The sequence below is a fragment of the Eubacterium oxidoreducens genome, from assembly GCF_900104415.1.
Lineage (GTDB): Bacteria > Bacillota > Clostridia > Lachnospirales > Lachnospiraceae > Eubacterium_C > Eubacterium_C oxidoreducens.
Genome location: NZ_FMXR01000008.1, coordinates 61,405 through 74,835, shown reverse-complemented (window position 1 = coordinate 74,835; position 13,431 = coordinate 61,405). Strand labels below are relative to the sequence as shown.

14 protein-coding genes and 2 tRNA genes are annotated in these 13,431 nt (G+C 40.8%); 2 read left to right on the top strand and 14 right to left on the bottom strand.

The genetic code is table 11. The features are described 5' to 3' along the window. Positions 1-9: 9 nt before the first annotated feature. From BLS20_RS05745 to BLS20_RS05700, 10 genes are all read right to left on the bottom strand, one after another. Positions 10-1,047 carry a glycosyltransferase family 2 protein gene (locus tag BLS20_RS05745; RefSeq protein ID WP_090173177.1) on the bottom strand — a complete coding sequence of 346 codons (1,038 nt, stop codon included), beginning with the start codon at positions 1,045-1,047 and terminating at the stop codon, positions 10-12. Then, positions 1,034-2,167 (bottom strand): DegT/DnrJ/EryC1/StrS family aminotransferase, encoded by a 1,134-nt coding sequence (locus BLS20_RS05740; RefSeq protein WP_090173175.1) that lies wholly within the window; start codon positions 2,165-2,167, stop codon positions 1,034-1,036. Before BLS20_RS05740 ends, BLS20_RS05745 begins: the two co-directional genes overlap by 14 nt. Positions 2,168-2,175: 8 nt before the next feature. Next, on the bottom strand, positions 2,176-3,174 hold the full coding sequence (locus BLS20_RS05735; protein ID WP_207645151.1) for a transketolase family protein: 999 nt from the start codon (positions 3,172-3,174) through the stop codon (positions 2,176-2,178). Next, positions 3,143-3,949: a transketolase gene (locus BLS20_RS05730; RefSeq protein WP_090173171.1), complete on the bottom strand. Its 807-nt coding sequence runs from the start codon at positions 3,947-3,949 to the stop codon at positions 3,143-3,145. Before BLS20_RS05730 ends, BLS20_RS05735 begins: the two co-directional genes overlap by 32 nt. Beyond that, positions 3,950-4,699, bottom strand: a complete 750-nt coding sequence (locus tag BLS20_RS05725) for an SDR family NAD(P)-dependent oxidoreductase (RefSeq protein ID WP_090173169.1) — start codon at positions 4,697-4,699, stop codon at positions 3,950-3,952. A gap of 9 nt (positions 4,700-4,708) precedes the next feature. Next, the gene (locus tag BLS20_RS05720; protein ID WP_090173167.1) at positions 4,709-4,945 is read right to left on the bottom strand and encodes an acyl carrier protein; all 237 of its coding nucleotides are present in this window, start codon (positions 4,943-4,945) and stop codon (positions 4,709-4,711) included. 15 nt (positions 4,946-4,960) lie between these two features. Beyond that, positions 4,961-5,620: an acetyltransferase gene (locus BLS20_RS05715; protein ID WP_090173165.1), complete on the bottom strand. Its 660-nt coding sequence runs from the start codon at positions 5,618-5,620 to the stop codon at positions 4,961-4,963. Then, positions 5,620-6,402, bottom strand: coding sequence for a glucose-1-phosphate cytidylyltransferase (gene rfbF, locus BLS20_RS05710; protein ID WP_090173163.1), 783 nt, complete (start codon positions 6,400-6,402; stop codon positions 5,620-5,622). The genes BLS20_RS05715 and rfbF overlap by 1 nt, the downstream gene beginning before the upstream one ends. A 193-nt stretch (positions 6,403-6,595) precedes the next feature. Next, complete coding sequence (locus tag BLS20_RS05705) at positions 6,596-7,849, bottom strand: adenosylhomocysteinase (protein ID WP_090173161.1); 1,254 nt, start codon at positions 7,847-7,849, stop codon at positions 6,596-6,598. 115 nt (positions 7,850-7,964) lie between these two features. Then, positions 7,965-8,048 (bottom strand) — tRNA-Leu (locus BLS20_RS05700). A gap of 109 nt (positions 8,049-8,157) precedes the next feature. Here BLS20_RS05700 and BLS20_RS05695 point away from each other — a divergent pair. Then, on the top strand, positions 8,158-9,333 hold the full coding sequence (locus BLS20_RS05695) for an ion transporter (RefSeq protein ID WP_090173160.1): 1,176 nt from the start codon (positions 8,158-8,160) through the stop codon (positions 9,331-9,333). Between the two features lie 19 nt (positions 9,334-9,352). On the opposite strand, the gene BLS20_RS05690 is transcribed toward BLS20_RS05695, so the two are convergent. Next, positions 9,353-10,624 (bottom strand): diaminopimelate decarboxylase, encoded by a 1,272-nt coding sequence (locus BLS20_RS05690; RefSeq protein WP_090173158.1) that lies wholly within the window; start codon positions 10,622-10,624, stop codon positions 9,353-9,355. Positions 10,625-11,071: 447 nt separating this feature from the next. Here BLS20_RS05690 and BLS20_RS05685 point away from each other — a divergent pair. Beyond that, a tRNA-Thr gene (locus BLS20_RS05685) sits at positions 11,072-11,144 on the top strand. Between the two features lie 78 nt (positions 11,145-11,222). Here BLS20_RS05685 and BLS20_RS05680 read toward each other — a convergent pair. The 3 genes from BLS20_RS05680 to BLS20_RS05675 form a co-directional block, all read right to left on the bottom strand. Beyond that, entirely contained in the window at positions 11,223-12,455 is a 1,233-nt protein-coding gene (locus tag BLS20_RS05680) for a tyrosine-type recombinase/integrase (protein WP_090173156.1), read from the bottom strand. A gap of 71 nt (positions 12,456-12,526) precedes the next feature. Then, on the bottom strand, positions 12,527-12,703 hold the full coding sequence (locus BLS20_RS13725; protein WP_176762307.1) for a hypothetical protein: 177 nt from the start codon (positions 12,701-12,703) through the stop codon (positions 12,527-12,529). Positions 12,704-12,872: 169 nt separating this feature from the next. Further along, positions 12,873-13,358 (bottom strand): hypothetical protein, encoded by a 486-nt coding sequence (locus BLS20_RS05675; RefSeq protein ID WP_090173154.1) that lies wholly within the window; start codon positions 13,356-13,358, stop codon positions 12,873-12,875. Positions 13,359-13,431 lie beyond the last annotated feature (73 nt).

Genomic DNA, 13,431 nt, shown 5'->3' with positions numbered 1-13,431 from the left:
TTATCTCTCCTATATGTCTAATACGATTGAGCCTTCCGGCGGATCATAGGACCGGTTTCTTACTCCCACCAGATTTCGCTCTTTTAAGAAATCATCTATTTTTTCTCCTACAGGATGCTCCCCGTTTAAGAATTCATCCACGGCCTGATACAAAGGACTGTTAACGATGTTTTCATCAAATGCTTCTGCCAGATACAGATATTTTCTTCCAACATCCAGATGTCCCCCACGAATTACGGTAATTCCCCATTTTACTGTCAAATCTGCATGCTTATACACAAACATATCTTCCCGCTCTGTCACATACGAATTTTCATCTTCAATTCCCTGTTTTAATATGCACATCCGGTTCAAAAATCCGGCCATCGGCATAATCATATGAAGTGTCATATAAGACGAATCACTCGATGACCAAATACGATATCTCATCAGCGGCTTATTAATCACTGCAAGATCACCGACTCTGCAGCATTTATAAAGGAGCCACCAGTCCATAAAGTAGGTAACATCAATCTCATATAACCCGGTTTGTTCCAATGTGCTCATACGGATAAATGTCTGCGATGGTACAAAATAAGATGCCATAATCATCACAGCCTGTTGCCGTTCTTTTGGTATGATGCAGCTACAGTTGTAAAATGGCGGCGGCATCTTAATCTCATTCCCCTGAGCATCAATCTCCTGTCTCTCCGTACAGACCACTGCAACATTCTCATGTTCTTCCATCACTTTGACGCATTCTTCTATATAAGTCGGTTCTAAGATATCATCCGAATGAAGAATCTGAATATAGGTTCCGCGCGCCATTAGTATTAATCTATTATGAGACGCTGCCCCAAGATTTTTTCTGTTTCGGTATACCCGCACCCCTCTTTTCCGGTATTTTTTTGCAATTTCATAAGACCGGTCTGTAGAGTGATTATCAAGTACAATAATTTCAATATTCTCATAGGTCTGATTCAGTGCTGACTCAATACTTGCCGCTATCGTGGATTCGTAGTTATAATTCGGAATACAGATACTGACAAGTGGCTTATTTATTTTCATAATATTCCCTAATCCTTTTAATCACGCGGTCTTGTTCTTCCCTTGTCATAACAGATGCTGACGGAAGACAAAGACCATGTAAAAATAATTTTTGAGACACATCTGTTCCTTCCTTCGCCGTAATATATACAGCGTCCTGAAAGATTGGCTGCAGATGCATCGGTTTCCATGCCATTCTTGTCTCAATAAGGTCTTCTTCGAGATACGCAATCAAAGGCAGTACATCTTCTTTTTCTTCTAACTGCACCACGCTAAGCCAGTAATTCGGCTGCGCCTTTTTACTTGATGGCATAAAGGAAACGGGAAGATCTGACAACCTCGCCTTATAATATTCAAAGATTTCTTTTCTTCGCCTTGCATAGGCATCTATCTGAGGCACCTGCGCACAGCCGATTCCGGCAAGTATATTCGACATGCGATATTGATAGCCCGATTCATAATGCTCATAATACGGAAGCGGCTCTCTTGCCTGCTGCGACCAGTAACGCATCTTGTCAATTATCGCTTCTTCCTTAGCCAAAGCAAGTCCTCCGCCACCGGTCGTAATAATCTTATTACTGTTAAATGAGATACCGGCGCAGTCTCCAAAAAGTCCGCATTTGACTCCGTCATACATAGAGCCAAGTGCCTCTGCTGCATCCTCTAGAATCGGCACGTTATATTCCTTGCAGATTGGTATCAGTTCATCGTACGCAGCCGGAAGACCATAGAGGTCTACAATCACAACTGCTTTTGGCATCTTATGTTCTTTCTTTGCCCATTCAAATGCCTTCTTTAACGCCTCCGGCGACATATTCCAGTTATCTTCGTCGCTGTCGATAAAGATTGGCGTTGCCCCCAGATACAGTATCGGATTCGTACTTGCGATAAAGGTAAAAGACTGAGCAAATACATAGTCTCCCTTACCTACACCAAGTGCTCTAAGTCCCATATGAAGTGCTGCCGTTCCGCTTGCTACCGCCAATGTCTTTGGCACGTTATAATACTGCGCCATCCTGTGTTCAAATTCGGTAATATTATCGCCAAACAGCGTCAGGTTATTTGTAGAAAATGCTTTTTTCACATATTCCATTTCTCCGCCTGTCTGCTGTGGTTGTGATAGATAGATTCGTTTACTCATATCGTACTTCATCCCATATTCTGTATAATTTTTTCCGCCATCTGCTCCGGCATGAGGCCGCACTGCTCAAGCAGATAATGGTAGCTTCCGGCATGCGGATACACATCCGGGATTCCTAATAACAGATGTTTTGGCCTCACCTCTTTACCCGCATAATACTCTGCTACCGCGCTTCCCATACCGCCAATCGTAGTATGTTCTTCCATGGTGACCAGCAATTTTGCATCTGCGATATCATCAAGCATCTTCTCATCGAGCGGTTTTATGGTATGCATATTGATTACCTTTGCTTCTATGCCTTTTTCAGCAAGAAGCCCGGCTGTTTGTAACGCAAAGAAAACCATAGTTCCTGCAGCCACAATGACGATGTCATCCCCCGGCCTTAGAACGATGGATTTTCCAATTTCATACTCATAATCTTCTGTATAAACAGGCTTGTTTTCCGGACTACCCGTTAGTCTAATGTACACCGGTCCCTTATGATTTTTTGCAGCTTCCACGCATTTTGCCGTCTCTAAGGTATCTGCCGGCGACAAAATGGTCATCCCCGGAATCGTTCGCATCACGCTAACATCTTCAAGCCCGTAGTGAGAAGCCCCAAGCGTTGTCATTGCAAGACCGCTTCCCAATCCAACAGCCTTAATATTAAGTCCCATATATCCCATATTCATGCGAATCTGCTCACTTGCACGCATAGAAATAAATGGGGCAAATGAAGTTGCAAATACCGGTGTTCCATCCTTGGCAAGTCCTGCTGCCATACCAATCATATTTTGCTCTGCAATGCCTGCATTAATCATCATATCCGGATATTTATTTGTGAATCTGTCAAGTCCTGAAGACTTCGCAAGATCGGCGCTGACTACGTAAAAATCCTGATTTTCTTCAGCGAGTTTTAAGATTGCCAGTCCAAATGTTGCTCTTGTTCCCAGTCTTCCCCAGGCTTTAATTTCTGATTTTTTTATTTCCATATGCTTATCCTTGAATCTCTTCAATTGCAGCTTCATACTGCTTTTGCGTCAACCTGTTATGATGCCAGGTATTATCCTGTTCCATAAACGATACACCTTTTCCCTTTATCGTATTGGCTACAATACATTTTGGCTTGCTTTCCTGCATCGGTGTTTCTAGTGCAGCTACCACTTCTTCTACCTGATTGCCGTCAATTTCAATCACCTGAAACCCAAATGCTTTTAGCCTTTCACTATAATTGGGAATTGCCATAATCTCACTGCTTGGTCCGTCGCTTTGAATCTTGTTATCGTCCAGGATAATCGTAAGATTGTCGAGGCCAAAATGCACCGCACTAATAAGTGCCTCCCAGACAATCCCCTCATTACTTTCTCCATTTCCAATCAATACATAGGTATGATATGGTTTCTTCTTTTTCTTTGCGGCAAGTGCAAGTCCGACCGCCATAGAAATGCCTTGTCCAAGGCTTCCATTTGACGATTCAATCCCCAGCGAAAGATTCATAACCGGATGTGCCACCAGCGCACTTCCGTCTGCCTGAAAGGAATCCAAGTCCTCCTGCGTCATAATACCGGCTTCTTTCAGCGCTGCATATAAAGCGAGTACTGCGTGCCCCTTACTTAAGATAAATTTATCCTGCTCATCATAAGGAAACTGATTTCCCAGATTTTTAAGTTGCTTTCCATACAGAACTGCTAAGATATCTGTAATGGAAAGTGCACCTCCAAGATGTGCGTTTGTCCCACACTCATAAGCCATCTTTAAAATATTCAGTCGCATTCTTTTTGCAACTTGTGTTAAATCATTCATCTATTGACCAAGTCCTCCATCTACGCGAATCACTTGTCCTGTTACAAATGATGCCCTGTCCGATGCCAGAAAGACTGCCATATGTGCAATTTCTTCCGGCTCTGCAAGACGCTTTAACATCGTCTTTTCTTTTGTCTGTTCAATTGCCTGCTCCGGCGTGTTTCCCAATACCATCTGTGTTTTTGTCATTCCAGGTGCAATAGCATTGACCCGAATCCCGGCTTTTCCTACTTCTGCTGCAAGTATCTTCGTACTACTAATCACAGCCGCCTTGCTCGCTCCATATGCGCTTCGCCCGGCGTCTGCGTCAATCCCGGTCGAAGATGCAATATTGACTATACTTCCCTTGCGGGCTCTGGTCATCGATTTTAGGACATACTGCGTAATCATATACGGCGCAATATAATTAACCTGCATCACTTCTTTTAATTTTTCAATTGAGGTCATCTGATAGAGCGCATTGTAGGTAATCCCGGCATTGTTAATCAGTACATCGATTGGAAGCTTCTCGCTTCTAATCTCCTTCATGCAGCTATTAATCTGCTCTTCATCCATAAAGTCGCAATATCGAATCTTAATCCGGATATTATATTTTCTTTCAAGTTCTTCGCACTGTTTTGTAAATTGCTCATTTTCATGCCGAACAACTGCCCAGACATTGGCGCCTTCTTTGGCCGCCTCCTGCAATATCGCAAGTCCGATTCCACGGTTGCATCCCGTGAGCAATACATTTTTCCCTTGTAGTAGCATATCGTTCTCCTAGATTTCTACATCGTATTTTTTTAGAATCTCAATCCCTTTTTCATAGCTTGAAAAGTCAATAACATCATCCGTTTCAAGAGAGATGTCAAACGCTTCTTCAATCTCCGCAATTAAAGACATATGTCCAATGCTGTCCCACTCTTCTACGCCTTGATACTTAAGGTCTTTAAGCTGCGCTTCATCGACCTCAAAGCTGGTAATAAATGCCTCGTTATACTTTTCTAAATTTGTCATAATAAATCTCCTTCGTTATTGAAATACTTTACCGGCTCTGTTTCCTTTTGTCTCTCTTGCCGGATTCCCAATGACGACCGCATGTGCGGCCACGTCTTTATATACAACGGCTCCCATACCTACAATGGCATATTCTCCGATGTGTAACTCTTCTTTGATGGCGGCTCCCATTCCTATAAAGGCGCCTTCCCCTACTATTGTTGCTCCTCCTATTGCCGTGTTGGCAGATATCACGCAGTGACTTTCTGCCTTAATATCATGTCCAACTCTGACATAAGACTGCACCAGTACATTGTCCCCAATTGTGACATTGGAATTGATCGTGGAATACGGTGTTACGATGACGCCTTCTCCGATTGTTGCCGTCGGTGAGATAATTGCGGTCGGATCAATCAGATTAGTCAGATGAAAGCCTGCCTGTTTAATCTGCAGATAGATTTCTTTTTTTGTCTGCGGTTCTCCGTTGGCTACGACAAATTCCATCTCGTCTTGTCTGCCTTCTAGGTCTGCCAGTCGATAGACCTTCTGCCCATAATATTCCGATTTTGTCTCATCATTATCGACAAACACAATCTCCTGCCATCTGTGCTCGATTTCATTGATTCGAAGCGCTATATCATAGATTTCCCGTCCCAGGTTACCGGCACAAAATATTCCCAGTCTCATGTCCTTCATCAGTCGTCCTCCCAGATTTTCCAAGGCGCAGTTCCTCTAGCCAGGTACAGATCTAACAATTCTTTATCTCGAAGCGTATCCATACATTGCCAAAATCCTTCATGTCGATATGCTGCTAGTTGTCCATCCGCAGCAAGATGATTCATCGGTTCTCGTTCAAAGAATGTTGCATCTCCCGCAATATAATCAAGAACTTTTGGCTCTAGCACCATAAACCCTGCATTGATCCAGCCCCCGTCTTCTTTGCCTTTCTCTGAAAAATCCTTTACCAGATCATGTTCTCCAAAATCCAGCACACCGAATCTTCCGCCCGGTTGTATGGCTGTGATGGTTGCCAGTTTTTTATGTTCTCTATGAAACTTAACAAGTGCATCAAGATCCACATCCGACACACCGTCTCCATATGTCATCATAAAAGTTTCATCGCCAATATACTTCGCTACACGTTTTAAACGACCACCGGTCATGGTATTATATCCGGTATCCACAATCGTTACTTTCCATGGCTCCGCTACATTATTATGAATAATCATCTTATTATCATCGGAAAAATCAAAAGTTACATCAGAACGGTGCAGATAATAATCCGCAAAATACTCCTTAATCACATATTGTTTATATCCGGCACAGATAATAAATTCATCAAATCCAAAAGACGAATAATACTTCATAATATGCCACAAGATAGGAGCTCCTCCGATTTCGATCATCGGCTTTGGCTTCAAATGACTTTCTTCACTGATACGGGTTCCAAGTCCTCCCGCCAAGATTACAACCTTCATAATTTAACCCCTCTACCGGGTATTTACCCCCCGGCATTTCACGTACAAACTATACTTATGTACTATTTTACAACTTATAGTATATATCGGCAATTAAAATGCGAAGATTTAGTAGTTTTCGCTTCGTTTTGCATATAAGCAAAAAAACGACCCCGAAAGCTTACTTTCGGGATCGCGATCTCATTTTCTTTTTTTATGCCAAATCAATACTTGAAGAATTCAGATATTTTTCCTGCTCAGGAGTTAATGTATCAATCTCCATACCAAGGAATTTCAGCTTGCGGTTTGCCACCTCAAGATCTACTTCGCGAGGCACATTGATCAGTTTCTCAGTTAACTTACCTTTATTTTCAACCAGGTATTTTGCTGACAATGCCTGAATTGCAAAGCTCATATCCATGATTTCAGCCGGATGTCCGTCTCCTGCCGCCAGATTCACAAGACGACCTTCCGCAAGTACATAAATCCAATTGTCTTTGCTGATTTGATATCCTACAATATTTTTTCTTTGCTCTATCGTATCAAGTGCTATTTCGCGCAGTCTCTTCATATCGATTTCCACATCAAAATGACCTGCATTACAAAGAATTGCTCCATTCTTCATCAGTTTAAAATCTTCTTCATCAATAACACCTGCACATCCTGTTACCGTGACAAAGAAATCACCAATCTTCGCCGCTTCCTTCATCGGCATCACATCAAATCCATCCATAACAGCTTCAATTGCTTTGATCGGATCAATCTCTGTCACAATGACTTTCGCGCCAAGACCTTTTGCACGCATCGCAACGCCTTTACCACACCAGCCGTATCCTGCAACGACAACGTATTTACCTGCAACAATCAGATTCGTGGTTCGATTAATACCATCAAATACCGACTGACCGGTTCCGTAACGGTTGTCAAATAAATGCTTGCAATCTGCATTATTAACCAGCACCATCGGGAAGGACAACTCATCATTTTTCGCCATGGCAATCAAACGAATAATTCCGGTTGTCGTCTCTTCGCATCCGCCGATCACATACTGAATCTTGTCTTTCATCTTCGTATGAAGCATATGCACCAGATCGCCACCGTCATCAATGATGATATTACAGTTGTTAGAAAGCACATCCTCGATGCATGAAAAATACTCCTCTTCCGTACAGTCGTACCAAGCAAATACATTCAGACCGTCTGCAGCAAGTGCTGCCGCAACGTCATCTTGTGTAGAAAGCGGATTGCTTCCTGTGATATACATCTCAGCGCCGCCTGCCGCGAGCACCTTGCACAGGTATGCCGTCTTTGCTTCCAGATGAATGGAAAGCGCAATGCGAATTCCTTCAAATGGTTTATCTTTTGAAAAATCTGCCTCTAAGCTTCTAAGAAGCGGACAATTCTTTCTTACCCAATCAATCTTGTGAGCTCCGGATGGTGCTAGTGACATATCTTTTACTTTACTCATAGTGTTCCTCCACAATACTAATTTCTCAGTTACATGTATTATATCGTAAAACCGGTCTAAGAAACAGACCTTCTTTCCATAAAAAATGGACAGAGGGCTACTTCCTCTGTCCAAATGCCGGTGGCGGGACTTGAACCCGCACGAGATTGCTCTCAACAGATTTTGAGTCTGCCTCGTCTGCCAATTCCGACACACCGGCGCAACAAAAATATTATATCCATAGCACAGTCTAAAGTCAACATATTATTTCATTTTTTCCGCAAATAAGTTATAATTTTTTTACAGTTTATCACAAAAGGAGTTAAACTATGATAGATTCCAAACGAAAACGATTATTCGAACTGATACAAATTGGAAGCCGCAGTGACATTTACAGCCGATTATGCGACTACATCATTATCATTGCTATTATTGTCAATATTACGCTATTGGTTCTTGACACATTTGATACCGTTTTGTCTGATTGCGCTGTACTCGATTTCATAGAATACATCACGCTCGCAATCTTCATAGTCGAATACATCTGCAGAATTATCACAGCAGATTTTTTGTATGAAGCCAAAAGCAAAGCTGTCTGCCGATGCAAGTTCCTTTTGTCTTTCAACGGAATCATTGATTTACTTTCCATTCTTCCATATTTTTTACCACTCTTGTTTCCGGCCGGCTTTATCGCTTTTCGTGTTCTTCGTGTTCTTCGTGTCTTTCGACTATTTCGTTTAAATACTCAATATGATGCATTTAACGTTGTATTTGCAGTATTAAACGAAAAAAAGAACCAGCTGTTTTCATCCGTTTGCCTGATTTTAATGATGATGCTGGCTTCCTCATTATGTATGTACTCACTGGAACACAATGCACAACCCGATGTTTTTAAGGATGCCTTTTCCGGAATCTGGTGGACGGTGTCAACCATCTTCACGGTTGGCTACGGAGACATTGTTCCTGTCACACTCACCGGTAAAATTATCGCCATTATCATCAGTTTCTTAGGCGTAGGACTGGTTGCAATTCCAACCGGTATTATCTCCGCCGGTTTTGTGGAACAATATTCACGCATGAAAACACTTTCTACGGCCAGCGAAAACTCGGATTTACGATTTATCCATTTAACCATAGAGGATATGCATCCTTGGGCCGAACGCCCGATTCATGCGCTTTCGCTCCCAAGCGAGCTCATGATTGCAACCATCATAAGAAGTGGAGATATCATTATTCCAAATGGTAATACTCTGATCAAAGTCGGCGACCGTGTGGTTCTTGGCGCTATTGAATTCAAAGACGATATCGGTATTACGATATATGAAAATACGATTACGGAAAATCACCTGTGGAACCACCAATTCATCCGCAACATAAATCTAGATGACCAAAGTGTAATTGTCTCTGTTTTGCGACGCGGAAAATCTATCATTCCAAATGGTAACACCCGTATTGAGCTTGGAGACATCGTTACGGTATGCACCAAAAAAAATCACCTCTGTTAATATTGAGGTGATTTTTTTCTTATTTCGTTATATTTTGTATAATATCAAAACAGTCAAATGTCGCAAAATAATCTTTTGGTGTCTCTGCTCTTCGAATCAAGTCAAATGTTCCATCTTCATTTAACATAATTTCTGCGGATTTTAATTTTCCATTATAATTATATCCCATAGCAAATCCATGCGCTCCCGTATCATGAATTACCAAAAGATCGCCTTTCTCAATCTTAGGTAACATCCGGTCAATCGCAAACTTATCATTGTTCTCACACAAAGATCCGGTCACGTCATATTTATGATCACATGGTGCATCTTCTTTTCCCATTACGGTAATATGATGATACGCGCCGTACATAGCCGGTCTCATAAGATTCACAGCACATGCATCAACGCCAATATATTCCTTATACGTATGTTTTTCATGAATTGCAGTTGTAACCAGGCATCCATATGGGCCTGTCATGAATCGTCCCATCTCCGTATAGATTGCAACATCGCCAAGTCCTGCCGGAACTAGAACTTCTTCATATACTTCTTTTACACCTTTTCCAATTTCATAAATATCATTTGGCGTCTGATCCGGCTGATATGGAATTCCCACTCCTCCGGATAAATTAATAAATTCTATGCTGCATCCGGTTACCTGTTTAATTTCCACAACTAATTCAAACAAAATCTTCGCAAGAGTCGGATAATAATCATTGGATACGGTATTACTTGCAAGGAAAGAATGGATTCCAAAGTGCTTCGCACCTTTTTCCTTTAAAATCTTATAACCTTCAAGCAATTGTTCTTTTGTAAATCCATACTTAGAATCTCCAGGATTATCCATAATCCCGTTAGCGCTTTTAAATATTCCACCCGGATTGAAACGACAACTAATCGTCTCCGGAATCTTACCAAGAGTCTTTTCCAAAAATTCTATATGCGTAAAATCATCAAGATTAATGATTGCTCCAAGCTGGTTTGCCAAAACAAATTCCTCAGCCGGCGTATCATTGGATGAAAACATAATCTCATGACCACGAACACCTACGGCATCTGACATCATAAGTTCCGTAAGCGATGAGCAGTCGCAACCGCACCCAAGCTCATGAAGCATTTTGACAATAAAAGGATTTGGCGTAGCTTTTACGGCAAAATATTCTCGAAATCCTTTATTCCACGAAAAGGCATCCTTCACTGCAAGAGCATTCTTACGAATCCCCTTTGCATCATACAAATGAAATGGTGTTGGATATTGCTTCGTAATTTCCTGTAATTTTTCCAAAGTTACAAATGGTGTTTTCTTCATCTTCATTCTCCTTAATCTTAATACTACTATTCCCCTTAGCGCTTAAAACAAAAAAAGAACGCACCTCACCTGAGAAAAATGCTTCTCCGTTGAATGCAGTTCCTTTTCTTACCTTACACTTTTAAATTACTTGCCTATTATAGCCTATCCGGCAATAGAAATGCAACAAAAAATTGTTCCTCTCAAACTAAGCAAGGACCCCGATTCTCGGAGTCCTTGCTTAATATAGGGAAAATTTTATGGAAAACTACTGTTTCCCAAAAAGGGTGGAAAATAACTTAAATTAATTAAGTCTTTTTTAGCATAACATCAAATAACACTGATTTCAAGTAAACTTTTGCCTTTTTTTCCGTACAATTACACCTGTATTTCTTTTCCGAATCTGCCAAAAAGCAATTGACACTGCCTATAACTTATAGTATATTTGATTAGTCAGCAATTTGACTAGCTGCCATGGCTCAGTCGGTAGAGCGTCGCATTGGTAGTGCGGAGGTCACGGGTTCGATTCCCGTTGGCAGCTTTTTATGAAACCCGCATAAACACTGGGTTTTACGCACTTTTCAAAGTCAAATTGCTGATTAAATTTTACCCTTTTTGATTAAATTTTTTCATGTGCTTTGTTCAGCATCTCTCTTGCTTTTTCTTCATTCATTCCCGTGTAATAATGTTTCATTGCGACCACTGCTGAATGCCCAAATTGACTTGATGCAAGAAGTGTATTTCCACCACTTTCATTTAAAAGCCTTGTAACTGCATTTCGCCGAAACGAATGTGTTCCTTTTATCAAATCTTTACTAATTTTTATCCCACATTTTTTACAAATCCGAGAATATAATTTATAAACCGTTTCATTCGTAATGACTTCCATCTCCTGCCTATCATCAGGGAATAAAAATTCACTATTTGGATAAAACCTATTTTGCATTTCTTTTAGTCTTTTTAAAAACTCATCAAGCACGTCAAAACGAACAATATTTCTATCCTTATACGTCTTTGTATGGGGCACAATTTGAAATCTTCTTTTATCTACAATTCCTTTGACTTTTTGAAGAGTAATTTGCTCTCTTGCAATATGAATCGAGGTTTCATCAATGTCACTCCATCTAAGCGGTGGAATTTCGCCCCTTCGAAGCCCTGTCAAGATTTGAAATTCAAGTGCATAAGCAGGAACGTAATAAGGACGATTTTTGTAATACCACTTAATTTTATCTAAAATTAGTTTAATTTCTTTGTCTGTATGACACCTATCTTTAATCGGAATCTCATCTTGAATCATGTTATTGAATTTTTGAAAATTAACTCGCTCAAAAACATTGTCTCTCACGACATATTCTTCATAAGCAAAACGGAAAGTCATTCTCAAAATTCCTTTTAAGGAATGAAAGCCTTTCTTCCTTAATAAATGCTTTTTTAAATTCAAATATACAATTTCCTCAATTTGCTCTTTTGTGATGTCTTCCATAGGAAGGTTTTCAAATTCTGTTCCTGAGAAGAACCTTTTATATTCACTTTTTTCTTTTTGAATGGTGTTAATCACACTTGCTCTTTTATCCTTATTTGTGGTCCACTTAAGTCTCCTTTCTTCAAAAAGCTCAAACATCTCTTTAAATGTTTTTGTCATTCCTTTTTCGTGCAAATAAAGTTTTTCTTTTAACTTTTCAATACTTTTTGCACTTATTGTTGTCCTTTTCTTTGTAGCATCTGTTACATTTACCCGATAATATCCATCTTTTGATGGTTTCTTTGGCAATGTATAATTGCTAATAATTGCTTCTTTTTCCAATTTTCGATACATCGACTTGACCGCTTCAAGTCTATCATAATCGCCCACTATCTTCAATCACCTCCAATACATAAGTACGCAAAAATAGCCCCTGCCACAGCGGGCAAAGGGGCTAAGGTTTAAGCCCAATCCCTACAGACCTTGCGGTTTGCCCGTCTGTCTGCTTTGTGCTGGGCTTTTTTGTTTTTGCCATGAAATCCGCCGTGACAAATAGCGTAACTGTTGTCATGAGCGAATCTCATTTGGTCAATAGACGCTTGCCGTGCGTCCTTAACCAAGATTTTTTCTTTTGCCATTTTTGCAATTCCTCCTTAAAAAAGCCCTCTAGGAAGAGGGCTATATTTACTATATTCAGTTTTTTTTACCCCTCTAGGGGAATGTGGCAGGATTCCCCCTGAAGGTGATACGGTTTATCTAACAAACACCCATGCCGCATCTCATGGTATTTGTGGCAAAGCCAAAGGACTACAAGCTCTTAACTAGTTTTAATAGTTGCTCGTAGTGTAGTGGACTGTTGGCACGAAGCCACATGAGAGCATCCCCCACTACCTGAGCTTGTTCGTGGTCTATGATTAGTCCGTCAATCTTGCGATGCGACTTCCAATCAAGCTCGTTTTCCTTTGGCAGCTCATCTGCCTTTTTTGTTGTATGCCAACTAGCGAAGAGACTCTCATTCACTTTCGTATAGATGGCACAACAACACTTGCCGTAAATGTGGTAATCCCACCATACTTCTTTTGACAGTTCAAGAAGTTCGGCTAAAGCCTCTTCTTTCTTGCCATAGAAGTATGTGCGATTATGCCTCATACGACATCTGACAAAAGACACCTTTGCATCCTCATACAGGATACGAGTTGCCTCTAAAGTGTCTTTTGCTAACTCGTCAAAGATTTGAACCTTGACGAGACGGGTGTAATGAGCACCCTGTTTCAAAAGAGACAAGGCGTTCATTAAACACCCTCCTTTCTTAAGACCTCCCTACTTTTCGGGAGGCTGTTTTTATAGTTCCAATTAAAAAAAGAGC